The organism is Pseudomonas sp. SORGH_AS_0211 (assembly GCF_031453455.1).
Taxonomy (GTDB): Bacteria; Pseudomonadota; Gammaproteobacteria; order Pseudomonadales; family Pseudomonadaceae; genus Chryseomonas; species Chryseomonas aestiva.
Genome location: NZ_JAVIZV010000001.1, coordinates 3,687,727 through 3,710,393, shown reverse-complemented (window position 1 = coordinate 3,710,393; position 22,667 = coordinate 3,687,727). Strand labels below are relative to the sequence as shown.

Annotated in this window: 21 protein-coding genes and 1 riboswitch; of the genes, 15 read left to right on the top strand and 6 right to left on the bottom strand. The window is 70.1% G+C overall.

Going from position 1 to position 22,667, the window contains the following annotated elements:
* Window position 1: 1 nt before the first annotated feature.
* On the top strand, window positions 2–1,156 hold the full coding sequence (locus tag QE393_RS17170; protein WP_273808157.1) for a M20 aminoacylase family protein: 1,155 nt from the start codon (window positions 2–4) through the stop codon (window positions 1,154–1,156).
* Between the two features lie 27 nt (window positions 1,157–1,183).
* Here the strand turns inward: QE393_RS17170 and QE393_RS17165 are convergent, their stop codons facing one another.
* Window positions 1,184–2,086 carry a LysR family transcriptional regulator gene (locus QE393_RS17165; protein WP_273808155.1) on the bottom strand — a complete coding sequence of 301 codons (903 nt, stop codon included), beginning with the start codon at window positions 2,084–2,086 and terminating at the stop codon, window positions 1,184–1,186.
* 329 nt (window positions 2,087–2,415) lie between these two features.
* Here QE393_RS17165 and QE393_RS17160 point away from each other — a divergent pair, with 329 nt between their 5' ends.
* From QE393_RS17160 to QE393_RS17145, 4 genes are all read left to right on the top strand, one after another.
* Entirely contained in the window at window positions 2,416–3,741 is a 1,326-nt protein-coding gene (locus QE393_RS17160) for a DUF3100 domain-containing protein (protein WP_273808154.1), read from the top strand.
* A gap of 242 nt (window positions 3,742–3,983) precedes the next feature.
* Entirely contained in the window at window positions 3,984–4,910 is a 927-nt protein-coding gene (gene rbsK / locus QE393_RS17155; protein ID WP_273808153.1) for a ribokinase, read from the top strand.
* Window positions 4,911–4,958: 48 nt separating this feature from the next.
* A complete protein-coding gene (gene fucP, locus QE393_RS17150) occupies window positions 4,959–6,290 on the top strand; it encodes an L-fucose:H+ symporter permease (protein ID WP_273808152.1) in 1,332 nt (443 codons plus the stop codon).
* A 13-nt stretch (window positions 6,291–6,303) separates the two neighbouring features.
* Complete coding sequence (locus QE393_RS17145) at window positions 6,304–7,389, top strand: aldose 1-epimerase family protein (protein WP_273808151.1); 1,086 nt, start codon at window positions 6,304–6,306, stop codon at window positions 7,387–7,389.
* On the opposite strand, the gene deoR is transcribed toward QE393_RS17145, so the two are convergent.
* Window positions 7,382–8,146 (bottom strand): DNA-binding transcriptional repressor DeoR, encoded by a 765-nt coding sequence (gene deoR, locus QE393_RS17140; protein ID WP_187981021.1) that lies wholly within the window; start codon window positions 8,144–8,146, stop codon window positions 7,382–7,384. The two genes, QE393_RS17145 and deoR, sit on opposite strands and share 8 nt — an antisense overlap.
* A 94-nt stretch (window positions 8,147–8,240) precedes the next feature.
* On the opposite strand from deoR, the gene deoC reads away from it, so the two are divergent.
* Window positions 8,241–8,918, top strand: coding sequence for a deoxyribose-phosphate aldolase (deoC, locus tag QE393_RS17135; protein WP_273808150.1), 678 nt, complete (start codon window positions 8,241–8,243; stop codon window positions 8,916–8,918).
* 110 nt (window positions 8,919–9,028) lie between these two features.
* Here deoC and cobM read toward each other — a convergent pair whose 3' ends face one another.
* From cobM to cbiE, 3 genes are all read right to left on the bottom strand, one after another.
* Window positions 9,029–9,760 (bottom strand): precorrin-4 C(11)-methyltransferase, encoded by a 732-nt coding sequence (cobM, locus tag QE393_RS17130; protein WP_273808149.1) that lies wholly within the window; start codon window positions 9,758–9,760, stop codon window positions 9,029–9,031.
* The gene (locus tag QE393_RS17125) at window positions 9,757–10,479 is read right to left on the bottom strand and encodes a cobalt-precorrin-6A reductase (protein WP_273808148.1); all 723 of its coding nucleotides are present in this window, start codon (window positions 10,477–10,479) and stop codon (window positions 9,757–9,759) included. Before QE393_RS17125 ends, cobM begins: the two co-directional genes overlap by 4 nt.
* Window positions 10,480–10,820: 341 nt before the next feature.
* On the bottom strand, window positions 10,821–12,023 hold the full coding sequence (gene cbiE, locus QE393_RS17120) for a precorrin-6y C5,15-methyltransferase (decarboxylating) subunit CbiE (RefSeq protein ID WP_273808146.1): 1,203 nt from the start codon (window positions 12,021–12,023) through the stop codon (window positions 10,821–10,823).
* A 98-nt stretch (window positions 12,024–12,121) separates the two neighbouring features.
* On the opposite strand from cbiE, the gene cobG reads away from it, so the two are divergent.
* From cobG to QE393_RS17085, 7 genes are all read left to right on the top strand, one after another.
* Window positions 12,122–13,408, top strand: coding sequence for a precorrin-3B synthase (gene cobG, locus QE393_RS17115; protein WP_273808145.1), 1,287 nt, complete (start codon window positions 12,122–12,124; stop codon window positions 13,406–13,408).
* Window positions 13,401–14,027, top strand: a complete 627-nt coding sequence (locus QE393_RS17110; protein WP_273808144.1) for a precorrin-8X methylmutase — start codon at window positions 13,401–13,403, stop codon at window positions 14,025–14,027. The genes cobG and QE393_RS17110 overlap by 8 nt, the downstream gene beginning before the upstream one ends.
* On the top strand, window positions 14,027–14,767 hold the full coding sequence (locus QE393_RS17105; protein WP_273808142.1) for a precorrin-2 C(20)-methyltransferase: 741 nt from the start codon (window positions 14,027–14,029) through the stop codon (window positions 14,765–14,767). The genes QE393_RS17110 and QE393_RS17105 overlap by 1 nt, the downstream gene beginning before the upstream one ends.
* Window positions 14,755–16,425, top strand: coding sequence for a precorrin-3B C(17)-methyltransferase (gene cobJ / locus QE393_RS17100; RefSeq protein ID WP_273808141.1), 1,671 nt, complete (start codon window positions 14,755–14,757; stop codon window positions 16,423–16,425). Before QE393_RS17105 ends, cobJ begins: the two co-directional genes overlap by 13 nt.
* Window positions 16,426–16,431: 6 nt before the next feature.
* A riboswitch (cobalamin riboswitch) is annotated at window positions 16,432–16,579 on the top strand.
* A 30-nt stretch (window positions 16,580–16,609) separates the two neighbouring features.
* Entirely contained in the window at window positions 16,610–17,626 is a 1,017-nt protein-coding gene (locus tag QE393_RS17095) for an ABC transporter substrate-binding protein (RefSeq protein WP_273808140.1), read from the top strand.
* Window positions 17,623–18,657, top strand: coding sequence for an iron ABC transporter permease (locus QE393_RS17090; RefSeq protein WP_133862284.1), 1,035 nt, complete (start codon window positions 17,623–17,625; stop codon window positions 18,655–18,657). The genes QE393_RS17095 and QE393_RS17090 overlap by 4 nt, the downstream gene beginning before the upstream one ends.
* A complete protein-coding gene (locus tag QE393_RS17085; protein ID WP_273808139.1) occupies window positions 18,654–19,418 on the top strand; it encodes an ABC transporter ATP-binding protein in 765 nt (254 codons plus the stop codon). The genes QE393_RS17090 and QE393_RS17085 overlap by 4 nt, the downstream gene beginning before the upstream one ends.
* Here the strand turns inward: QE393_RS17085 and QE393_RS17080 are convergent.
* On the bottom strand, window positions 19,403–19,921 hold the full coding sequence (locus tag QE393_RS17080; protein WP_273808138.1) for a DUF962 domain-containing protein: 519 nt from the start codon (window positions 19,919–19,921) through the stop codon (window positions 19,403–19,405). The genes QE393_RS17085 and QE393_RS17080 overlap by 16 nt on opposite strands.
* Window positions 19,922–20,064: 143 nt before the next feature.
* Between QE393_RS17080 and QE393_RS17075 the strand changes: the two genes are divergently transcribed.
* Window positions 20,065–20,919, top strand: coding sequence for an IclR family transcriptional regulator C-terminal domain-containing protein (locus QE393_RS17075; RefSeq protein ID WP_017642952.1), 855 nt, complete (start codon window positions 20,065–20,067; stop codon window positions 20,917–20,919).
* Window positions 20,920–21,037: 118 nt separating this feature from the next.
* The gene (locus tag QE393_RS17070) at window positions 21,038–22,414 is read left to right on the top strand and encodes an MFS transporter (RefSeq protein ID WP_273808137.1); all 1,377 of its coding nucleotides are present in this window, start codon (window positions 21,038–21,040) and stop codon (window positions 22,412–22,414) included.
* The last annotated feature ends 253 nt before the right edge of the window (window positions 22,415–22,667 follow it).

The following is a 22,667-nucleotide window of genomic DNA, read 5'->3' as shown; positions in this document are numbered from 1 at the left end:
GATGACCATCCATCAAGCCTTGTTGGACGACGCCCGCAGCTGGCGTCGCGATTTCCACGCCCATCCGGAACTGGGTTTCGCCGAGCACCGCACCGCGGCGCGGGTGGCCGAATTGCTGGAAGGCTTCGGCCTGGAGGTCCATCGTGGCCTCGGTGGGACCGGCGTGGTCGGGGTGCTGCGTCACGGCGAGGGTCCCAGCCTGGGGCTGCGCGCCGACATGGACGCCCTGCCGATGCAGGAGGTGGGGGACGTTCCCCACCGTTCCACCGCCGCCGGGCGCATGCACGCCTGCGGCCATGACGGCCACACCGCCATCCTGCTGGCCACCGCCCGCCACCTGAGCGAAAACCGCGATTTCCGCGGCACTCTCTATTTCGTCTTCCAGCCCGCCGAAGAGAATCTTGGCGGCGCCCAGAAGATGATCGAGGACGGCCTGTTCGAACGCTTCCCCATGGACGCCCTCTACGGCCTGCACAACTGGCCGGGATTGCCGGCCGGCCAGTTGGTGGTCAATCCGGGCGCCATGATGGCCTCGCTGGACACCTTCGCCATCACCCTGACCGGCAAGGGCTGCCATGCGGCCATGCCCGAGCGCGGGCGCGATCCCATCGTCGCCGCGGCGGACCTGATCCTGCAGTTGCAGACCATCGTCGCCCGGCGGATCTCGCCGCTGGCCGCCGCGGTGGTCAGCGTGACCATGCTGGAGGCGGGGGAGGCCATCAACGTCATCCCCGAGGTGGCGCGGCTCAGGGGCACGGTGCGTTGCCTGGATGGCGCGGTGCGCGCCGAGGTGGAGCGGCTGATCGGCGAGATCGTCGCCCAGGCGCCGCTGGCCCAGGGGGTGCGCGGCGAGCTGGAGTTCACCCGGGGCTATCCGGTGACCCAGAACCATCCCGAGCAGGCGGCGCGGGTACGTCAGGCGGCGGTGACCGCCTTTGGCGCCGAGCGGGTCAGCGATGGCGTACCGCCGTCCATGGCCTCCGAGGACTTCGCCTTCATGCTGGCGGCGCGCCCGGGGGCCTATCTCTGGCTGGGCGTCGACGGCGCCCAGCCCTCGGCACCGCTGCACAACCCGGCCTATGACTTCAACGACGCCATCATCGAGCCGGCCGTACGGTTGTGGGCCGAGCTGGTGCGCCAGGAACTGCCCGCCTAAGCCCCTGGCAGCGAGTGCCGCCGACGCTCAGCGAAAGGCGGTCATCTGCTGCACCATGGCCGTGCGCAACTCGTCCGCGGCGCGGCTGAGCTTGCGCCCCAGGCGGGTGACCAGCTCGACGTGGGCGCGGGCGAAACCCGGATCGGCCAGGGGCAGGGCGCGCAAGGCGTCGCTGTCCAGTTCCTGGGTGGCGGCGAACAGCGGCAGCAGGGTCACGCCGCCCTGCTGGGCATAGTGCTTGAGCAGGGCGAAGGTGTTGCAGGTCAGGGTCGGCGCCAGGCGCTGGCCGGCGGCCTGCTCCACGGCGTCGAGCATCTGGCGGATGCCGTAGGAGATGTCCGGCACGGCCAGGCGATGCTGGCCGAGCTCCGCCAGGGTCACGGGCGCCTGAGCCCCGGCGAGCGGATGCTCCGGTGCTACCAGCGCATAGAGCGGCTGCTCGCGACTGCCATGTACGCGCAGGTGCGGATCGCGCGGCGGATTGAACACCAGCCCCAGTTGCGCCTCGTCTTCCATCACCTGGCGAATCACCTCGTTGGTGCCCACCACATTGACCCTGACCTCGATCTCCGGATGCCGTGCGGAAAAGTCGCCCAGGCTGCGCGACAGGTCGCCGATGAAGCCCTCGCCGATCGCCAGCACCACGCGGCCGGTGCGCAGTCCCTGGAGATCGGAAATGGCGTCTCTCAGGCCGTCGAGCTGGGTCTGGCGCTGGCGGAAATAGTCCAGCACCAGGCGCCCGGCCTCGGTCGGGGTGATGCCGCGGCGGTGTCTTTCGATGAGGTCGACGCCCAGCTCCGCCTCGACCTGGGCGATCTGCCGGCTGACCGCGGAAGGGGCGATATCCAGGGCGTCAGCCGCGGCGCGCACGCTGCCCAGGCGCACCGCCTCGACGAAATAATGCAAGCGTTGTTCGTGAATTCCACGCATCCGTGTGTTCTCTTAAAGGCAACGGAAAAGGCCATTTCCAGTATTGGAGAGAGAACAGGCCGCTGTCCATACTCGGGCCAAGACCACGGCCGCCCCGGCCTGGCCAAGGCCCGCGACGCAGAGCTCCGGAACGGCGAGAAGTCCCACGCGAGACCCTGTCCGCCCCGGGTTTCCACCTTCCGGTACGCCAGCCGTGCGACCTCGACCAGGCCTCCAGAACGATCGGGTCGCGCTCCCTCGCGGAGCCCTTTTCTGCCCAGCGGGCTTCGCCGCTCGCGACTGCCAACCATACCTACAACCGAGCCCGCGAGTGGGCCGCAGGGGGAAGAATGAGCGCCAATCCGACGCTGGCCGTGGGCCAGGACCGCGCTGTCAGCAATACCGTCAGACTCTACATCTGGGCAGCGCTGGTGCTGCTGATCGCCGAGCTGATCGGCTCCCTCACCATACCGCTGGGGCCAGGCAAGGTGGTGCTGCTGCCGATGATCTGGGCGCTCTTGCTGGGTGCGGCGGTGGGGCAGGTCGGCAGGCGCATGCCGCTGGGGCTGGGTATCGACCGCGGCGCCCAGGTGCGCTCGGCGGCCATCCTGCAATACGCGTTGCTGGTGTTCATCGCCAAGCTCGGCCTGGTGGTGGGCGGCTCGCTGCCCACGGTGATCGCCGCCGGCTGGGCACTGGCCTTCCAGGAGCTGGGGCATTTCGTCGGCACCATCCTGCTCGGCCTGCCGGTGGCCCTGCTGCTGGGCATCAAGCGCGAAGCCATCGGCGCCACCTTCTCGGTGGGGCGTGAACCGAGCCTGGCGATCATCAGCGAACGCTATGGCATGGACTCCCCGGAAGGCCGCGGCGTGCTCGCCGAGTACCTGACCGGCACCCTCTTCGGCGCGGTGTTCATGGCCATCGTCGCCGGCTTCATCGCCAGCCTGAACATCTTCCACCCCTATTCCCTGGCCATGGGCGCCGGCCTGGGTTCGGGCAGCATCATGGCCGCCGCGGCCGGTGCCATCGCCGCCCAGCAGACCGCCGAGGTGGCCAAGGAGGTCATGGCCCTGGCCGCCGCCGCCAACCTCATCACCCTGACCCTGGGCACCTATTTCACTCTGTTCATCTCCCTGCCGCTGGCGGTCTGGGGCTACCGGGTGATGGAGCCGCGCATCGGCCGTACCACCAAGGCCTCTTTCCAGCAGAGTGCGGTGGATGCCGCCGTGGTGGACGAACCTGTCGAGCTGGGCTGGTCGGCACGCTTCAGCGCCTGGCTGGCCTCGGGCGCCCTGGCGCTGCTGGCGACCCTGGTGATGAGCAAGACCCTGCCACCGGCTGCTTTCCTGGGCGTCGCGGTGATGATCCTGGCGGCCTTCGTCGGCGAGCTGCTCTGCCAGCTGTTCCGCCGCAAGGTGCCGGCGGTGTGCTGGGTATCGCTGGTGGCCATGTTCTTGACCTCGCCCTGGTGCCCGCTGGCGCCGCAGATCACCGCCGCCCACAACGCGGTCGGCATCATGGCGCTGATCACCCCCATGCTGGCCTTCGCCGGCCTGTCCATCGCCAAGGACATCCCGGCCTTCCGTCGCCTCGGCTGGCGCATCGTGGTGGTTTCGCTGATCGCCAGCTTCGGCACCTTCATCGGCGCGGCCTTCATCGCCGAAGTGTTTCACTGATCTCCTCCGCGCGCACCGGGTCCCCGGTGCGCCGCTTCCCGCTGCCGTACCGCCCCCTCGTCCGACTCTCCTGTCCCGCGCATTTTCGTGTCGCAGCTCCCAGCCTTGAGCCTTGGCGGCAAGGTGTCGTCCGTGGGCGATCACCGGCGCTTGAGCTGCGCCCCGAGTTGCAGTATCTATGATGGAAAATTAACAAAAACCGTTAATTTAATAACATCAAGAAAAACGGAGGCGCGCTCGGCATGGGCAAAATCGCGGTCATCGGCAGCAACATGGTCGATCTCATCACCTACATCGAGCGACTGCCCGTACAGGGCGAGACGCTGGAGGCGCCGGACTTCGCCCTCGGCTGTGGCGGCAAGGGCGCCAACCAGGCGGTCGCCGCGGCCAAGCTGGGCAGCGAGGTGCTGATGGTGACCAAGGTCGGCGACGACCTCTTCGCCGACAACACCCTGGCCAACTTCCGCCGCTTCGGTATCGACACCCGCCACGTGACCCGCGCGCCGGGTCGCTCCAGCGGCGTGGCGCCGATCTTCGTCCAGCCCGATTCGCACAACAGCATCCTCATCGTGAAGGGCGCCAACGCCGCCCTCGCGCCGGCCGACATCCAGACGGCGGAAGCCGACCTGCGCGGCTGCGCGCTGATCGTGCTGCAGCTGGAGATCGCCCTGGAGACCGTCTATGCCGCCATCGACTGCGGCCAGCGGCTGGGTATCCCGGTGCTGCTCAATCCGGCGCCGGCGGTGGCCGACCTGAGCGCCGCGCACCTCGCCCGGCTGGATTACTTCGTCCCCAACGAGACCGAGCTGGCCCTGGTCAGCGGTCTGCCCGTGCAGGATCGCGAGAGCGCCTTTGCCGCCGCGCGGGTGCTGGCCGGTCGCGGCATCCGCCACGTGGTGGTCACCCTCGGTGCCCAGGGCGCGCTGTACGTGGGCGCGGAGGGCGAGTTCAGCCTGCCCGGCCAGGCGGTGGCAGCCATCGACACCACCGGCGCCGGCGATGCCTTCATCGGCTGCTTCGCCCATGGCCGCGTCCAGGGCCTCGGCCTGCGGGACGCCATGCAGCGGGCGGTGGCCTATTCGGCGCTGTCGGTCACCGGGCGCGGCACCCAGACCTCCTATCCCGAGGCCGCGGTCTTCGCCGACTACCTCGCGTCCCTGGATCTCTGACCCACACGCGGCAATCCCCCCACCCTGGCATCCCTACGGAGAACAACAATGAGCCAGTCACCCCTGCGGCCCAGCGCCGACGGCTACTACCTGAACCGCACGCCGTGGTTCGCCTTCATCCTGCTGTGCTGCATCTTCGCGCTCTGGGCCGCCGCGGCGAGCATGAACGACGTGCTCATCGCCCACTTCAAGAAGGCCTTCCTGCTCAGTGACTTCCAGACCGCCTTCGTCCAGTCGGCCTTCTATCTCGGCTATTTCTTCCTGGCCCTGCCGGCCGCGCTGATGGTGCGGCGCTTCAGCTACAAGACGACCATCCTCTTCGGCCTGTTCCTCTACATGGTCGGCTGCCTGCTGTTCTTTCCGGCCGCGTCCATGGCCAAGTACGGCATGTTCCTGCTGGCGCTGTTCGTGATCGCCGCCGGACTGTCCTTCCTGGAGACCGCCTGCAACACCTATTCGACCCTGCTCGGGCCGCGCGAGACCGGTACCCGGCGGCTGAACATCTCCCAGACCTTCCACCCCTTCGGTGCCATGACCGGCGTCTACGTGGGCAGCTTCGTGATGTTCAAGGACGGCGACGCCAGCCAGGCGCAGCTGCTGCAGATGAATCCCGCCGAGGCCGCCGCCCAGCAGCTGCAGATGATCCAGGCCACCCTGACGCCCTACCAGTGGATGATCGGCGTGCTGGTGCTGATCTTCGTGCTGATCGCCTGTACCCGCTATCCGTCCTGCAAGGGCAACGATGCCGTGCGCAGCGAAAACGACGGTATCGCCGCCAGCCTCGGGCGGCTGCGGCGCAATCCGCGCTTCGTCTTTGGCGTGCTGGCGCAGTTCCTCTATGTCGGCGCCCAGGTCGGCGTCTGGAGCTTCACCATCCGCCTGGCCATGCAACTCGGCGGCATGAACGAGCGCAGCGCCTCCTGGTTCCTGCTCACCACCTTCGCCGCCTATTTCGTCGGCAAGCTGATCGCCAACCTGCTGATGCGTCGCTGGCATCCGGCCAAGGTGCTGGGCGTCTACGGGGTGCTGTGCATCGCGCTGCTGGCCTACACCATCCTGGTGCCCAACATCACCGCGGTGTACGCCGCCGTGGGCGTAAGCATCTTCCTCGGCCCCTGCTGGCCGACCATCTATGGCCTGACCGTCGACGGCATCGGTCGCGACACCGAATTCGGCGGTTCGCTGCTGGTGATGAGCATCGTCGGCGGCGGGGTGATCCCGATCTTCCAGGGCCTGCTGTCCGACTACACCGGCGGCAACATGCAGCTGGCCTATTCGGTGCCGCTGCTGTGCTTCACGGTGATCGTCGCCTACGCCCTCTACTGCCTGCGTCATCCGGCCAGCGAGCGGCTGCCGGTGGGCGCCGCCCAGACCGCCTGAGGAGGGCGCTGCCATGTCCGTACGCCTGCCCTTGCAACCTGAGCAATTCACCGCGTGCGAGCGCACCCTGCTCGCCAGCGACGCCTTCCAGGTGCGCGCCTGGACCTATCCTTCCGGGGTGCTCGCCCTGGCGCTGGAGAATCGCCGCGGCCGGCTGATCGTGCTGCCCTACCAGGGGCAGATGGTCTGGGACGCCACCTTCGACGGTTGTCGTCTGACCATGCCCGGGCTGTTCGACCAGCCGCGGCCGACCCGGCGGATCATCGAGACCTATGGCTGCTTCATGTTCCACGCCGGGGTGCTGCGCAACGGCTGCCCGGCACCGGAGGACAGCCACGAGCTGCACGGCGAACTGCCCTGCGCGCCGCTGGACGAGGCCTGGCTGGAGCTGGGCCGGGACGCGGAGGGTGACTTCCTGCGCCTGGGCGGTCGCCATGACTACGCCATGGGCTTCGGCGATCGCTATCGCGCCCAGCCGAGCGTGACCCTGAGACCGGACAGCGCCGTGTTCGAGCTGGGCCTCGAGGTGGAAAACCAGGCTGGCCAGCCCATGGACCTCATGTACATGGCGCATATGAATTACGCCTATGTACCTGGCGGTCGCTTCCATGAGCCCCTCGGCGTGGCCCGTACCCGGGTGCGCACCAGCGTGCCGGCCCATGTGCGGCCTACCCCCGACTGGCAGGCCTTCATCGCCGAGCTGGCCGAAGATTCGGAACGGCTACGGGTGCTGGAGGCGCCCGCGCGCTACCAGCCGGAGATCGTCAGCTTCATCGATGCGCCGGGCACCGACGCGGCGGGGGAGGCGCACTTCCTGCTGGAGCATCCGGGCGGCGCCGCCTTCTACACGGCCTATCGCCCGGCGGCCTTGCCCCATGCCACGCGCTGGGTGCTGCACAACCCCGATCAGCAGGTGGCGGCCTTCGTGCTGCCGGCGACCTGCGAGCCGGAGGGCTATCTGGCCGAGTCCGCCAAGGGGCAGGTGCAACAGCTGCACCCGGGTGAACGGCGCGTCTTCAGCGTGCGCACCGGCTATCTCGCCGCTGCCGAGCGCGACGCGCTGCTGGCGCGCCTGGCCGACCCGGCGCGGATCAGGTAAGCAGTTGCGCGCCGTTCGCCTCGATCCGCTCGCGATAGCTGCGCGGAATGCGCCCGTCGCTGACCACCCCGTCGAAGTCGTCGAGCGCCGCGAAATGCGCGGCGCGCACCACGTCGAACTTGGTATGGTCGACCAGCAGCAGCCGCTGCTGGGCCTGGCGCAGGACCTTCTGCTTGACCTCGACCTCGTTGAAGTTGAAGCAGGTGACGCCGAAGTCCTCGCTCACCCCGGCCGCCGAAACGAAGGCATGGGTGAGGCGCACGCCATCGAGCACCCCGGTCTCCAGGCGACTCTCGAAGATCTGGTTCTTGCGCTGGAAGGTGCCGCCGCACACCACCAGGGTGCAGTTGACCTTCTGCTGCAGCTTGAGCAGCACGTTGAGCGAGTGGCAGACGGCGGTGAATTCCAGGTCATCGGGAATGAAGTCCACCACGAAGGGCGTGGTGGTCCCGCAATCGAGGAAGACGGTGTCGCCGGCGCGGATCTGCGCCGCGGCCAGCCGACCGATGCGGCGCTTTTCCTCGACCTGGCGCAGGTCCTGTTCCACCACCTGGTAGCCCGGGGCCTCGCTGCCGCCGACATCGCGGGTGACATGACCGCCGAGCAGCCGCAGGCCGTCCGGCGGGAGCCGCAGGTCGCGTCTCAGGGTCATTTCCGAGACACCCAGCAGCTGGGCCATCTCGCGCAGGTGAATGGCGTGCTGATCCTGCAGCGCCTGGTGCATCAGCTTGAGCCTAGCGGCTTTCTTGCTATCCATGAGGGGTGCGCTACGGGAGTCCGACTAGAGGTGCAGGCCGCACCAACCAAGAATTCTGATTCGATCATACGCTACCCGTGCCTGAGGAGGCCCCATGCAGCTTGAACCCGGCGAACTCGCCAAGACCATCGACCACACCCTGCTCGCCGCCGATGCCCGCCGCGCCCAGATCGACCGCCTGTGCCAGGAGGCGCGCACCCATGGCTTCTATTCGGTGTGCGTGAATTCCGCCCAGGTCCCCCACGCCGCGGCGCAGCTCGCCGGCAGCGCGGTCAAGGTCTGCGCGGTGGTGGGCTTTCCGCTCGGCGCCGGGCTGAGCGCGGCCAAGGCCTTCGAGGCCGAGCAGGCCATCGCCGCCGGCGCCGGGGAGATCGACATGGTGCTCAATATCGGCTGGCTCAAGGATGGTCTGCTGGACGAGGTGTCCGCCGACATCGCCGCGGTGCAGGCCGCCTGTGGTGCGGTACCGCTCAAGGTGATCCTGGAGACCGGGCTGCTCGACGAGACCCAGAAACGCCAGGCCTGCCGGATCTGTCGCGACCTCGGGGTCGCCTTCGTCAAGACCTCGACCGGTTTCGGCCACGGCGGCGCGACCCTGGACGACGTCCGCCTGATGCGCGAGGAAGTGGGTCCGGAGATGGGCGTGAAGGCCTCCGGCGGCGTGCGCGACCGGGCCACCGCCCAGGCCATGCTGGACGCCGGCGCGACCCGCCTGGGAACCAGTTCGGGCGTGGCCATCGTCAGCGGTGGCGAGGGTGGGGCGGGGTACTAGGGTTAGATCCTGAAAGCATCGCGGCCATGGCGGTCCGCCGTAGCGGCCGCTCCTACAGAGGCGTCACTCCCTGTAGGAGCGGCCCATGGCCGCGATCAGACCTGGCACGACTACCCCGGCCCCTGCCGGTACAGCTTGGAATCCTGGAAATCTCCCGGCGCTAGCACCTCGCCGACCAGGATCAGCGCGGTGCGACGGAAATCCTTGTCCCGCGCCCGTTCGACGATGTCGGCCAGGGTGCCCTGGACGCTGTCCTGGTCCGGCCAGCTGGCGCGGTGGACGATGGCCACCGGGCAGGCGGGGCCATAGTGCGGCAGGAGATCGGCGACGATGCGCTCCAGCTGGCCGACGCCGAGGTGGATGGCCAGGGTCGCGCGGTGGCGGGCCAGGTCGGCCAGCGCCTCGCCTGCCGGCATGGCCGTGCGACTGGCATAGCGGGTGAGGATCACCGTCTGGCTGACCCCGGGCAGGGTCAGCTCGCAACCCAGCAGCGCGGCGCAGGCGGCGGTGGCGGTCACGCCGGGAACGATGGCGTAGGGAATGCCCAGCGCCTGCAGGCGGCGGATCTGCTCGCCGATGGCGCCATACAGCGAGGGATCGCCGGAATGCACCCGGGCCACGTCCTGGCCGCGGGCATGGGCAGCGGCCAGATGGCCGACGATGGCCTCCAGGTCCAGGTGGGCGGTGTCGATCACCGTCTCAGCCTGGTGGCCCTCCAGCACCGCGGGCGGCACCAGGGAGCCGGCGTAGAGGATCACCGGGCACTGGCGGATCAGCCGCTGGCCCCTGACGGTGATGAGGTCGGGATCGCCGGGGCCGGCGCCGATGAAATGGACGGTCATGGGGTTTCCTCGGCCAGGGCGACGAGCAACTCGGCGACGCTGGCGAATTCGCGGTCGACGGTGGGCAACGCGGGGCGACGCAGGATCAGCACCGGCAGGCCCCGCTCGCGGGCGACCTGCAGCTTGGGCTGGGTGGCGGCGCTGCCGCTGTTCTTGCTGATCAGCACATCGAAGTCGCCCTGGGCGAAGAGCGCGCGTTCGGCCTCCAGGGCGAAGGGGCCGCGGTCGGCGATGATCCGCGCCCGGGCGTGGCCGGGATGGGGGTCGAGCAGGCGCAGGGTCCAGAACTGCCCGCCGGGAATCTCCTGGAGATGCTCCAGCGGTTCGCGACCCAGGGTGAAGAAGGGGCGGGCGAAGGGTGCCAGGGCTCGCTGCAGCTCGGCCCAGTCGGCCACCTCGCGCCAGTCGTCGTCCGGTCCGGCCTGCCAGCCGGGTCGGCGCAGCGCCCAGCAGGGGAGGCCGGCCTCGGCCGCGGCCAGGGCGGCGTTCTGGCTGATCTGCGCGGCATAAGGGTGGGTGGCGTCCAGCAGCAGCTCGATGCCCCCGTCGCGGAGAAAGGCGGTCAGCCCGGCGCCGCCGCCGTAGCCGCCGACCCGCACCTGGCAGGGCAGGTCCTGGGGCACCCGGCCGAGACCGGCGAGGCTGTAGAGGGCGTCCGCCGGCAGCGTGCGGGCGATGGCCAGGGCTTCGGTGGTGCCGCCGAGCAGGAGGATCTTCATGGGCAGTCTTCCGTCAGAGCGGCGGAGGTTTCGTCATGCATGGCGTGCTCTCGCCCCCGGCCCCTCTCTCCGAGGGAGAGGGGAGGAAAAGCAGTGCCTGGGGGCGAGCGGCGGAGTAGGGCGGTGGGCCGCGCAGGCCGCTTGCTCGTCGGTTGGCGCAGCGCGCGCAGCGGGGGCATCAAAGGCCGGCTTGAGCGCCAGACTTCCATCAGCCCAGCGGACCACCCCCTCTCCCCCGCAGGGAGCGGGTTGGAGTGAGGGGGCAAGGCGCCGCTCACAGTCTTCGAGGATGAAGGAGGCATACTCAATCACCCTCCCTACTTTTGGCAGGCCACCGCCACTCACGGCTTAACCACTTCCAGCAAGGTGATGGGCAGCGCCGCGCGCCAGGTATCGAAGGCGCCCAGTGGCTGGGCCTGGGCGACTTGCAGGCGGGTCAGGTCACCACCGTGGCGTTCGCGGAAGGCCACTAGGGCGGCTTCGGTCTGCAGGGTCACGGCGTTGGCGACCAGGCGGCCGCCGGGGCGCAGGGCGGCCCAGCAGGCGTCCAGCACGCCAGGGGCCGTGAGGCCGCCGCCGATGAAGATGGCGTCCGGGGTGGCCAGACCGGCCAGGGCCTCGGGCGCCTGGCCGGCCACCAGGTGCAGCGCCGGGGCGCCGAGCTGGTCGCGGTTATGGAGGATATGGGCCTGGCGACCGGCGTCGGCCTCGATGGCCAGCACCCGGCAGCGGGGATGGCTGCGCGCCCATTCGATGCCGATGGAGCCGCAGCCGGCGCCCACGTCCCACAGTAGTTCGCCCGGGCGCGGCGCCAGGCGCGCCAGGGTCACGGCGCGCACGTCGCGCTTGGTCAGTTGGCCGTCGTGGCGATAGGCGCTGTCCGGCAGGCCGGGGGTGAGCGGCAGTCCCGCTTCACCGGTCTCGCTCAGTACCTCGATGGCGACCAGGTTGAGCGCGGCTGCTTCCGCCTGCGACCAGTCCTGGGCGCGGCCGCTGATCCGTCGCTCCAGAGGACCGCCCAGGTGCTCCAGCACCTGCAGCTGGCTGGCGCCAAAGCCCTGGTCCACCAGCAGCGCGGCCAGGGCGGCGGGGCTGTGGCCGTCATTGCTCAGTACCAGCAGGCGTGCGCCGGGATGCAGGTGGCGCACCACCCCGGCCAGGGGCCGCGCCACCACCGACACCAAGGCGACCTCCTGCAACGGCCAGCCCAGCCGAGCCGCGGCCAGGGAGTAGGAGGAGGGCGCCGGCAGCACCTGCAGTTCGTCGGCCGACAGCTGGCGCGAAAGGCTCGCGCCGACGCCGAACAGCATGGGATCGCCGCTGGCCAGCACGCAGACCGGGGTACCGCGGCGGTCCAGAACCGGGGTCAGGGCGAAGGGTTGCGGCCAGGGCTCGCGGATGGCGCGAATGCAGGGTGGCAGCAGCGCCAGCTGGCGTGGACCGCCCATGATGACCCGGGCGTCCAGCAGGGCGCGGCGGGCCTGCTTGCCGAGGCCGGGGTAGCCATCTTCGCCGATACCCACCACGGTCAGCCAGGGAATCATGAACACACCTCATCGAACGTCAGCCGACCGGGCGTTTTCAAGGGGTCGGGCAAAGCGGGCATAATAACGTCTTTCCCCGTCCAGCCCGACCTTCCGCCGTGAATCCTCCCTCTCCCTCCGCCCTCGTCCCGCGGCCTTCGGCCTGTCCGGGGCTGCTGCGCATCGTGCCCGCGCGCGATGGCGGCCTGTGCCGGGTGAAGTTGCCGGGCGGGCGACTCACGGCGGGCCAGGCGCGGGCCATCGCCGCCGCCAGCGAGCGCTGGGCGAACGGGGTACTGGAGCTGACCAACAGAGCCAACCTGCAACTGCGTGGCGTGCGCCCGGACGGCGCCGACGCCCTGGTGGCCGCGCTGCAGGCCGCCGGTCTGGGTCCGGCCGATCCGGCCGCCGACGACGTGCGCAATCTGCTGCTCAGCCCGGCGGCGGGCCGCGATCCGCAGCAGCTGCAGGATGTCCGCCCGCTGGCCGCCGAGTTGCTCGCCCTGCTGGAAGGCGACCGCCGGCTGCATGGCCTGTCGCCCAAGTTCGCCCTGCAACTGGACGGCGGCGAAGCCCTGGCCCGGCTCGACCATCCCCATGATGTCTGGCTGTCGGCCCACGCCGAAGGCTATCTCCTCGGTCTGGCCGGTACCCCGCTGGATGCGCCGCTGGGCCTGATCCCCACGGGGCGCGAGAGGGCGACGGTGGCAGCCCTGCTGCACCGTTTTCTCGACCTCGCCGGTCCTGAGCAGAGCCGCATGCGCCAGTTGCTGGCGCAGCATCCGGTTGCGGAGCTGTTGGCTGGACTGGACCTGCTGCCGGCCCCAGCTAGCCCTCGTTCGCCAGCGGCAACGGCGCGGCGCCTGGGCAGCCATCCCCAGCGTCAGCCAGGTCGCTGCTGGGTCGGTGCCCAGCCCGCGTTGGGGCGGCTGCCGGCCATGACCCTGGCAGCGGTCGCCGAACTCGCCGAGCGTCGCGGCAATGGCGAGCTGCACCTGACGCCCTGGCAGGGCCTGCTGCTACCCGATGTACCGGTCGGCACGGCGCCCGACCTGCTCGCGGCCCTGGGCGCCCTGGACCTGGTCACCGACCCCGCCGCGTCCCTGGCCCGGCTGATCGCCTGTACCGGCAGCCAGGGCTGTGCCAAGGGCCAGGCCGACACCAAGGGCGATGCCTTGCGCCTGGCCGAGCGGCTGCCGGCGGACGTGGAGGTGCACCTCTCCGGTTGCCCGCGCAGTTGCGCCCTGGCCGGCCAGGCGCCCCATACCCTGCTGGCCGTGGCCCCCGGCCGCTATGACCTCTTCGTGCGCGACGCCACCCAGCCCGGTCCGGGCCGGCGGCGCGCCACCCATCTATCCCTCGACGAGGCCGCCGCCTGGCTGGCCCGGAGTCCCAGTGATGCTTGAATACGAACGCGACGGTCAGGCGATCTATCGCCAATCCTTCGCCACCATCCGCGCCGAGGCCGATCTCTCGGCCATCCCCGCCGACCTGGAAAAGCTCGCCGTGCGGGTGATCCACGCCTGCGGCATGGTCGACGTGGTCCAGGACCTGGCCTTTTCCCCGGGTGCCGGGGCGGCCGGTCGCGCGGCCCTGGCGGCCGGCGCGCCCATCCTCTGCGATGCGCGCATGGTCGCCGAGGGCGTCACCCGCACCCGCCTGCCGGCCAACAATCAGGTGATCTGCACCCTGCACGACGAAGGCATCCGCGAGCTGGCCGTGGCCCAGGGCAACACCCGCTCGGCGGTGGCCCTGGAGCGCTGGCGACCGCACCTGGCCGGCAGCGTGGTGGTGATCGGCAACGCCCCCACGGCGCTGTTCTATCTGCTGGAGATGCTCGATGCCGGCGCGCCCAAGCCGGCGCTGATCCTCGGCATGCCGGTGGGCTTCGTCGGTGCCAGGGAGTCCAAGGACGCCCTGGCCGCCGACAGCCGCGGCGTGCCCTATGTCATCGTCCGCGGCCGCCGGGGCGGCAGCGCCATGGCCGCCGCGGCGGTCAACGCCCTGGCCACGGAGGTGGAGTGATGGCGGGCCGCCTGCTCGGCCTGGGCGTCGGCCCCGGCGATCCGGAACTCATCACCGTGAAGGCCCTGCGCCTCCTGCAGGGCGCGCCGGTGGTGGCCTATTTCGTCGCCAAGGCCAAGGCCAACGCGGGCCAGGGCGGCAATGCCTATGGCGTCATCGAGGGCTATCTGCTGGATGGCCAGCAGCGCCTGCCGCTGGTCTATCCGGTGACCACCGAGAAGCTGGCGCCGCCGCTGTCCTACGAGACGGTGATCGCCGACTTCTACGACACCGCCGCCGCCCAGGTGGCCGGCCATCTGGACGCCGGCCGTGACGTGGCGGTGATCTGCGAGGGCGATCCCTTCTTCTACGGCTCCTACATGTACCTGCACGACCGCCTGGCCGAGCGCTACGAAGCCCAGGTGGTGCCGGGGGTCTGCTCCATGCTCGGCGGCGTGGCCATGCTCGGCCTGCCGCTGGTCTATCGCAACCAGACCCTCACGGTGCTCTCCGGGGTGCTTTCCGCCGAGGAGCTCAAGGCGCGTCTCGCCAGCGCCGACGCCGCCGTGGTGATGAAGCTCGGGCGCAACTTCGAGAAGGTGCGCCAGGTCCTGCGCGACCTGGGCCTGGACGAGCGCGCCCGCTACATCGAGCGCGCCACCATGGACAACCAGCGCATCGTCGCGCTGGATGCCGTCGAGCCCATGGCCTCGCCGTATTTCTCGCTGGTGGTGGTGCCGGGGGTGAAATGGAAGGGTTGAGCCCGGCCATCGTCATCCTCGGCCCCGGTGCCCTGGCCACCGCCCGCCGCGTGCAGGCCGGCCTGCCGGGCAGTCTGGTACACGGCCTGGCCGGGCGGGTCGAGGGCGATGTCAGCTACAGCGCCTTCGGCGACCACCTGCGTGACCTCTATCGCCAGCAGCGCCCGTTGCTGGTGCTCTGCGCCGCCGGCATCGTCATCCGCAGCCTGGCGTCCTTGTTGGATGACAAGACCGCCGAGCCGCCGGTGCTGGCGGTGGCCGAAGACGGCAGCGCCGTGGTGCCGCTGCTGGGCGGCCTGGCCGGCGCCAATCGCCTGGCTCGTCAGCTGGGTAGGCTGCTGGACGTGGCCCCGGCCATCACCACCAGCGGTGAACTGAGATTCGGCACCTGCCTGCTCGATCCGCCGGCCGGCTATGCCCTGGCCGATGTCGACGTGGCCAAGCACCGGGTCGCCGATCTGCTGGCCGGCGCCCCGGTACGCATCGAGGGCGAGGCGCCCTGGCTGGACGAGGTGCCCCTGGCCCGCGATCCCGAGGCGCGGCAACGCATCCTGGTCTCGCCCATGACCAGCGCCGACGACCATACCCTGTTGATCCACCCCCGCGCCGTGCTGGTGGCGGTACGCGCCGATGCCACCGCCGCCGCCATTACCGCGCTGCTCGCCAGCACCGGCTATGCCACCGGGGCCGTGGCGGTGCTGCTGGCCCAGGCGGCCGACATGGCCGCGCCCGGCCTGGCCGAGCTGAGCCAGGCGCTGGAGGTGCCGCTGAAATTCGTCGACGCCCGCACCCCGGAATTCGCCCAGGCGGCCGTGACACGGGCCCAGGCCCAGGGCCTCGCCCTGCATCTGCATGACCGGCCGCTGGACGCCGATGACCTCGGCCAGCGCCGTGGGCGCCTCAGCGTGGTGGGCCTCGGCCCCGGCGCGGCCGAACTCATGGCACCGGTGGTACGCCGCGCCCTGGACCAGGCCCAGGACGTACTCGGCTATGCCACCTACGTGCAGATGGCCGGCCCCCTGCGCCCGGACCAGCTGGCCCATGCCAGCGACAATCGCGAAGAATTGCAGCGCGCCCGCCACGCCTTCGAACTGGCCGCCAGCGGGCGCCAGGTGGTGATGGTGTCGTCCGGTGATCCGGGCGTCTTCGCCATGGCCGCCGCGGTACTGGAGGTGCTGGAGGGCGCCGCTGACCCGCGCTGGGCGGCGGTGGAGCTGGAGATCCTGCCGGGCATCACCGCGGCCATGGCCAGCGCCGCCCTGGCCGGGGCGCCGCTGGGCCACGACTTCTGCCTGATCTCCCTGTCCGACAACCTCAAGCCCTGGACGGTGATCGAGCATCGCCTGCGCCAGGCCGCCGCGGCGGACCTGGCCATGGCCTTCTACAACCCCATCTCCAAGGCCCGACCGCATCAGCTGGACCGGGCGCTGGACGTCCTGCGCAGCTGTCGCTCGGCGAACACCCCGGTGATCCTCGGTCGCGACGTCGGCCGTCCCGGTGGCGGTCTCGAATACACCAGCCTCGGCGCCCTGCGCAGCGAGATGGTGGATTCGCGCACCCTGGTGATCCTCGGCTCCAGCCATACCCGGCGCTTTCCGCGGGCCGACGGCGGCGAATGGGTCTATACGCCGCGCTGGTACGATACGGAATTGTTATAAAGTAACATTTAGTGCTTGAATCCTGGTCGCCGCTGGCTCACCCTCGGCGACCTTTCCGTTCCCTGGCGGGAAGCCGGTGCAACTCCGGCGCGGTCGCGCCACTGTGAGCTTCGCGAGAAGTGAGCCAGACCTTGCCAGGGGACATCCATCATCCACCAGGGACGCGTCATCCCAAGGAGAGTCCATGTTTCGCCATCTTCTGCCGCTGCTCGCCGCCGGCCTGCTGTCCGTATCCTCCCTTACCGCCCAGGCGGCCACCCCCTATCCGCTGACCATCCACAACTGCGGCCGCGACCTGGTCTTCGAGCGCGCGCCCCAGCGCCTGGTCAGCCTGGGCCAGGCCAGCACCGAATTGCTGCTGCGCCTGGGCGTGGGCGCGCGCCTGGTGGGCACCGGCGTCTGGTTCGGCGGCTTGCCCGCGGACCTGCAGGCGGCGGGCAAGGGCATTCCGCGGCTGGCCGACAACGCCCCCAGCTTCGAGGCCGTAGTCAGTACCCGGCCGGATCTGGTGGCGGCCCAGTACACCTATCACGTCGGCCCCGGCGGCGAGGTGGCGGACTTCCCCCGCTTCGCCAAGCTGGGCATCGCCGCCTATGTGGCGCCCAGCGATTGCGAAGGCAAGGCGGTGACCGCCGATTCCAACAGCGACGGCAGCCGCAGCGCGCCCTTCGACATGCAACTGGTGACCCGCGAGGCCCAGGAGCTGGCGGCCATCCTCGATGTGCAGCCGGCCGGCAAGCAGCTGGTCGCCGAGCTGGACCGCCGCATCGCCGCCGCCGGCGAGCAGGCCAAGGCGGCCGGGGTCCAGGGGCGTTCGGTGCTGTTCTGGTTCTCCAGTCCGCGGCTGGAAGGGGACCCCTGGGTCGCTGGCAACCTCGGCGCACCGGCCTGGATCGCCCGCGCCCTGGGCCTGCGCAACGTGGTCGACAGCGCCGAGGAATGGCCGGCGGTGAGCTGGGAGCGCATCGCCAGTCTGGACCCTGACTATATCGTCGTGGCGCGCATGGACCGCCGTCTCTATCCCGCCGATGACGTGGACAAGAAGCTGGCCTTCCTGCGCAGCGATCCCCTGACCCGCGAATTGCGGGCGGTGCGCGAGAACCACCTGCTGGTGGTGGACGCCCCGACCCTCAATCCCTCGCTGCGGGTGGTGGACAGCGTCGAGACCCTGGCCGCCGACCTGGCCAAGCCGCAACCATGAGCCTGCCCCTGGCGGCCGAGGGGGCCCGGCCCTGGCGCTGGCTGCTGGGCCTGGCCGCGGTGCTGGCGCTGGCGGCGAGTGTGGTGCTGGCGGCATCCTTCGGCGAGATGCCCATCGCGCCCCTGACCAGTCTGCAGGCCATCGCCAACGGCCTGGGCCTGGGGCCCTATCCGGTGGAGCGCATCGTCCAGGGCATCGTCTGGGAATACCGCCTCAGTCGTGCCCTGGTGGCCGCCTGCTGCGGTGCGGGCCTGGCGGTCTCCGGCGCCATTCTCCAGGCGCTGCTGCGCAATGCCCTGGCCGAACCCTATGTGCTGGGGCTGTCGGCCGGCGCCTCCACCGGCGCGGTGCTGGTGATGCTGCTGGGCGTCGGTGGCGGCATGCTCGGCGTGTCCCTCGGCGCCTTTCTCGGCGCCGTGCTGGCCTTTACCGTGGTGCTGCCCTTTCTCGGCAGTGGCGGCAGCACCCGCATCATCCTTGCCGGAGTGGCCGCTTCCCAGCTGTTCAATGCCCTGACCGCCTACATCGTCGCCACCGCGGCCAATGCCGAGCAGGCGCGCAGCGTGATGTTCTGGCTGCTCGGCAGCCTGGCCGGGGTGCGCTGGCCGGATGTCTGGCTGGCCGCCGGGGTGGTGCTCGCCGGGCTGCTGGTGTGCCTGGCCTGCGCCCGGGCGCTGGATGCCTTCGCCTTTGGCGAGGACGCCGCCGCCAGCCTCGGCGTGGCGGTAGGGCCGCTGCGTCTCCTGCTGCTGGCGGTCACCGGCCTGATCACCGCCTGCCTGGTCAGCCTGGTGGGCGCGGTGGGTTTCGTCGGCCTGGTAATCCCCCATGTGGCGCGCTTCCTGGTCGGCCCGGGGCATGGGCGGCTGCTGCCTACCTGCGCCCTGATCGGCGCGCTGTTCATGGTGCTGGCCGACATCGTCGCCCGTACCCTGGTGGCCAAGCAGACCCTGCCCATCGGCGTGGTCACCGCCCTGGTCGGCGCCCCGGCCTTCGCCTTCATCCTCTATCGCGCACGGGAGGTCCGATGAGCCTCGCCGCGCGTGAAGTGGCCTGGAGCGCCGGCGGCCAGCCGATCCTCGCCGGGGTGACCCTCGCGGTGCCGCCCGGCGGGGTGCTCGGGTTGCTCGGCCCCAATGGCTCGGGCAAGTCCAGCCTGCTGCGGCTGCTGGCCGGGCTGCGCCGACCGGAGCAGGGCAGGGTCAGTCTCGACGAGACGCCGCTGGCCGAGCTGCGCCGCCGCGACCTGGCACGGCGGGTGGCGCTGGTGGAGCAACAGGCCGGCACCGAGGCCGATCTGTCGGTGGCCGAGGTGGTGCGTCTCGGGCGCACGCCCCATCGCGGTCTGCTCGACGCCTGGAGCGCGCGCGACGCCGAGGTCTGCCAGCGCGCCCTGGCCCAGGTCGGCCTGGTCGACAAGGCGGCACGGCGCTGGCACAGCCTCTCCGGTGGCGAGCGCCAGCGCGCCCAGATCGCCCGTGCCCTGGCCCAGGAGCCCAGCGAACTCTTGCTGGACGAACCCACCAATCACCTCGATATCCAGCACCAGCTGGAGATCCTCGACTTGGTCCGCCGCCTGCCGGCGACCTGCGTGCTGGCCATCCACGATCTCAATCTGGCCGCGCTGTTCTGCGACCGCCTGGCGGTGCTGCGCGACGGTCGCCTGGTCGCCGAAGGCAGCCCGGCCGCGGTGCTGACGGCCGAGCTGATCCAGCAGGTCTGGGGAGTGAAGGCGCAGGTGACGCTGGACGGTCCCGACGGTCGGCCGACGATCCGCTATCGACTGGGCTGACGGCGCCGCACCGGGCCGGCCCGTTCTTCGATCGCCTGCCTGAGCTGCTGGCGACCCCCCAGCCAGAAGACGGCCTCGGTGGCGATGAACAGCGGGCCTATGGCCAGGCCGGCCAGGTCGTCGAGAAAGGCCGGCTTGCGCCCCTCGTAGTGGTGGCCTACGAACTGGATGGCCCAGCCGACCAGGAACAGACCCAGCCCCCAGCCCAGCCAGACGCCCGTGGTCCGGGCCGCCTGCGCGGCACCCAGCCAGAGGGCAAGCCCGAGCAGGACGCCCATCAGCAGCCCCAGGGGCCGATCCAGGCGCAGGTAGAAGAACGCCACCGCGCCGGCCACGGGGACCGCGGGCGACAGCGGCCAGCCGGCCAGGCTGAGGACCGGTCGCGACAGCAGGATGGCCACCGCCAGCACGATCAGCAGGATGCCGGGGAAGTGGCTGGCGATGTTGCGCGGATCGCGGTGGTAGCGTGCGTATTGGCTGAGATGATCTTCCAGGGTCTTCATCGGCAGGCATCCAGGCGGCTGGGCGGGAAGCCTGAGCATGCGCCTGGAAGCCCCTGCGCGTCTGCGGGCACCGGGCGAAAGACGATTGCGATAATCGCCCCCTCGCTCGATAATCGATCAAAAGCCTGCCGAGGACCGGTCCGATGGACGATAACCGCACCGCTCATGCCACCGGCCTGCCGCCCCTGGCCGCGCCGCCCATCATCGCCTCGCCGGCCAAGCGCATCGAAGCCTTCACCGGCGACCCGAACTTCATGACCTCCCTGGCTCGCGGCCTGGCGGTCATCCATGCCTTCCAGGAGCGCAAGCGCCAGCTGACCATCGCCCAGATCAGCCATCGCACCGAGATACCCCGCGCCGCGGTGCGCCGCTGCCTGCATACCCTGATGAAGCTGGGCTACGTCACCACCGACGGGCGCACCTATTCGCTGCTGCCCAAGGTGCTGACCCTGGGGCACGCCTATCTGTCGTCGACGCCGCTGGCGGTCACCGCCCAGCCGGTGCTCGACCGCCTCAGCGAGCAACTGCACGAAGCCTGCTCCATGGCCACCCTGGAAGGCGACGAGATCCTCTACATCGCCCGCTCGGCCACGCCGCAGCGGCTGATCTCGGTGGATCTCAGCGTCGGCAGCCGGCTACCGGCCTATTGCACCTCCATGGGCCGCATCCTGCTCGCCGCCCTGGACGATGCCGCCCTGCACGACTACCTGGAACACGCCGACCTGCAGGCCAAGACCAGCCGCACCCTCTATCAGCCGCCGGCGCTCATCGAGTGCCTGGGCCAGGTGCGCCAGCAAGGCTACGTCATCGTCGACCAGGAGCTGGAGGTGGGGCTGAGATCCCTGGCGGTGCCCCTGCGAGACGCCGCCGGCCAGGTGCTGGCGTCGCTCAACGTCGGCACCCACGCCAGCCGGGTCAGTCGCCAGGAGCTGGAGACGCGCTTCCTGCCGGTGCTGCTGGCGGCCAGCCAGGAATTGAGCACCCGGCTGTTTCACTAGCGAATCCGGTCGATTATCGGCCATATCGCCGATAATCGAATTGTCAGCTGTTCGGGGTTGGGCTTAACGTCAGCGCAGTGGCGCACCTAGCCGATAACAACAACACGAGCAGACCACCATGACGCAAACCCTCGCGGGCGCCGTGCCCCTGGCCGATTCCTCGGCTACGGCGACAGCCGGCACCCTGGACGTCCAGCACTTCATCAATCGCCAGGCGCTGTCCGCCTACCAGTGGCGCATTGTCGCCCTGTGCTTTCTCATCGTCTTTCTCGACGGCCTCGACACCGCGGCCATGGGCTTCATCGCCCCGGCGCTGTCGGTGGAGTGGGGCATCCCGCGGGCCAGCCTGGGGCCGGTGATGAGCGCCGCGCTGGGCGGCATGGTCTTTGGCGCCCTGGGCTCCGGGCCGCTGGCCGATCGCTTCGGGCGCAAGGGCGTGCTGGTGGTCGCCACCTTCATCTTTGGTGGCTTCAGCCTGCTGTCGGCCTTCAGCGCCAACCTCGAACAGCTGGTGATCCTGAGATTCCTCACCGGGCTGGGCCTGGGCGCCGCCATGCCCAACGCGACCACGCTGCTCTCGGAATACACTCCCGAACGCCTCAAGTCGCTGCTGGTGACCAGCATGTTCTGCGGCTTCAACCTGGGCATGGCCGGCGGCGGCTTCGTCTCGGCCTGGATGATCCCGGCCTATGGCTGGCACAGCCTGCTGGTGCTGGGCGGGGTACTGCCCCTGGCGCTGGCCGTGGTGCTGCTGCTCTGGCTGCCGGAATCGGCGCGCTACCTGGTGGTGCACGGCAAGAGCGCCGAGCGCATCCGCCGGGCGCTGGCGCCCATCGGCCGCGAGGCCGCCGAGGCGCGACACTTCGTGGTGCCCGAGCAGAAGTCGGTCAAGACCGGCAACGTCTTCGCGGTGATCTTCAACCGCAACTACAGCGCCGGCACCCTGCTGCTGTGGCTGACCTATTTCATGGGCCTGGTGATCGTCTACCTGCTTACCAGCTGGTTGCCGACGCTGATGCGCGACGCCGGCGCCAGCCTGGAGCAGGCCGCCCTGATCGGCGCGCTGTTCCAGTTCGGCGGGGTGCTCAGCGCGGTGTTCGTCGGCTGGGCCATGGACAGATTCAATCCGCACAAGGTGATCGGCCTGTTCTATGTGCTGGCGGGCGTCTTCGCCTATTGCGTCGGCCAGAGCCTGGGCCAGGTCGCCCTGGTCGCCACCCTGGTGCTGGTGGCCGGCATGTGCATCAACGGCGCCCAGTCGGCCATGCCCTCGCTGGCGGCACGCTACTACCCGACCCATGGCCGCGCCACCGGGGTGTCCTGGATGCTCGGCATCGGCCGCTTCGGCGCCATCACCGGCGCCTGGATGGGCGCGACCCTGCTGGGCCTGGGCTGGACCTTCACTCAGGTGCTCACCGCGCTGCTCCTGCCGGCGGGTCTTGCCGCCCTGGCGGTATTGATCAAGGGCGTGGTCAGCCACGCCGATGCCACCTAGCGTCGACGGCTTCCCCTTTGCCGGTGGCAGGCGCTAGGCGCAGGCACTGCCACCGCGTAAAGTTGCACCCTTTGCTAGCTTCGCAGTCACCCGCCCTAGAGCCTGTCCATAATCTGCTGCGCGTCGGCCAAACAGCGTTGAAAACCCCCTGGGTCGCCAGCCCGGTCGGAATGCTCATTTACTTCAAGTAAACTCGAGCGCGAGTCCGATCCGCGTCCTCAGGCCTTTTCGCCTTGTTTGGCTCTAGCTCGCG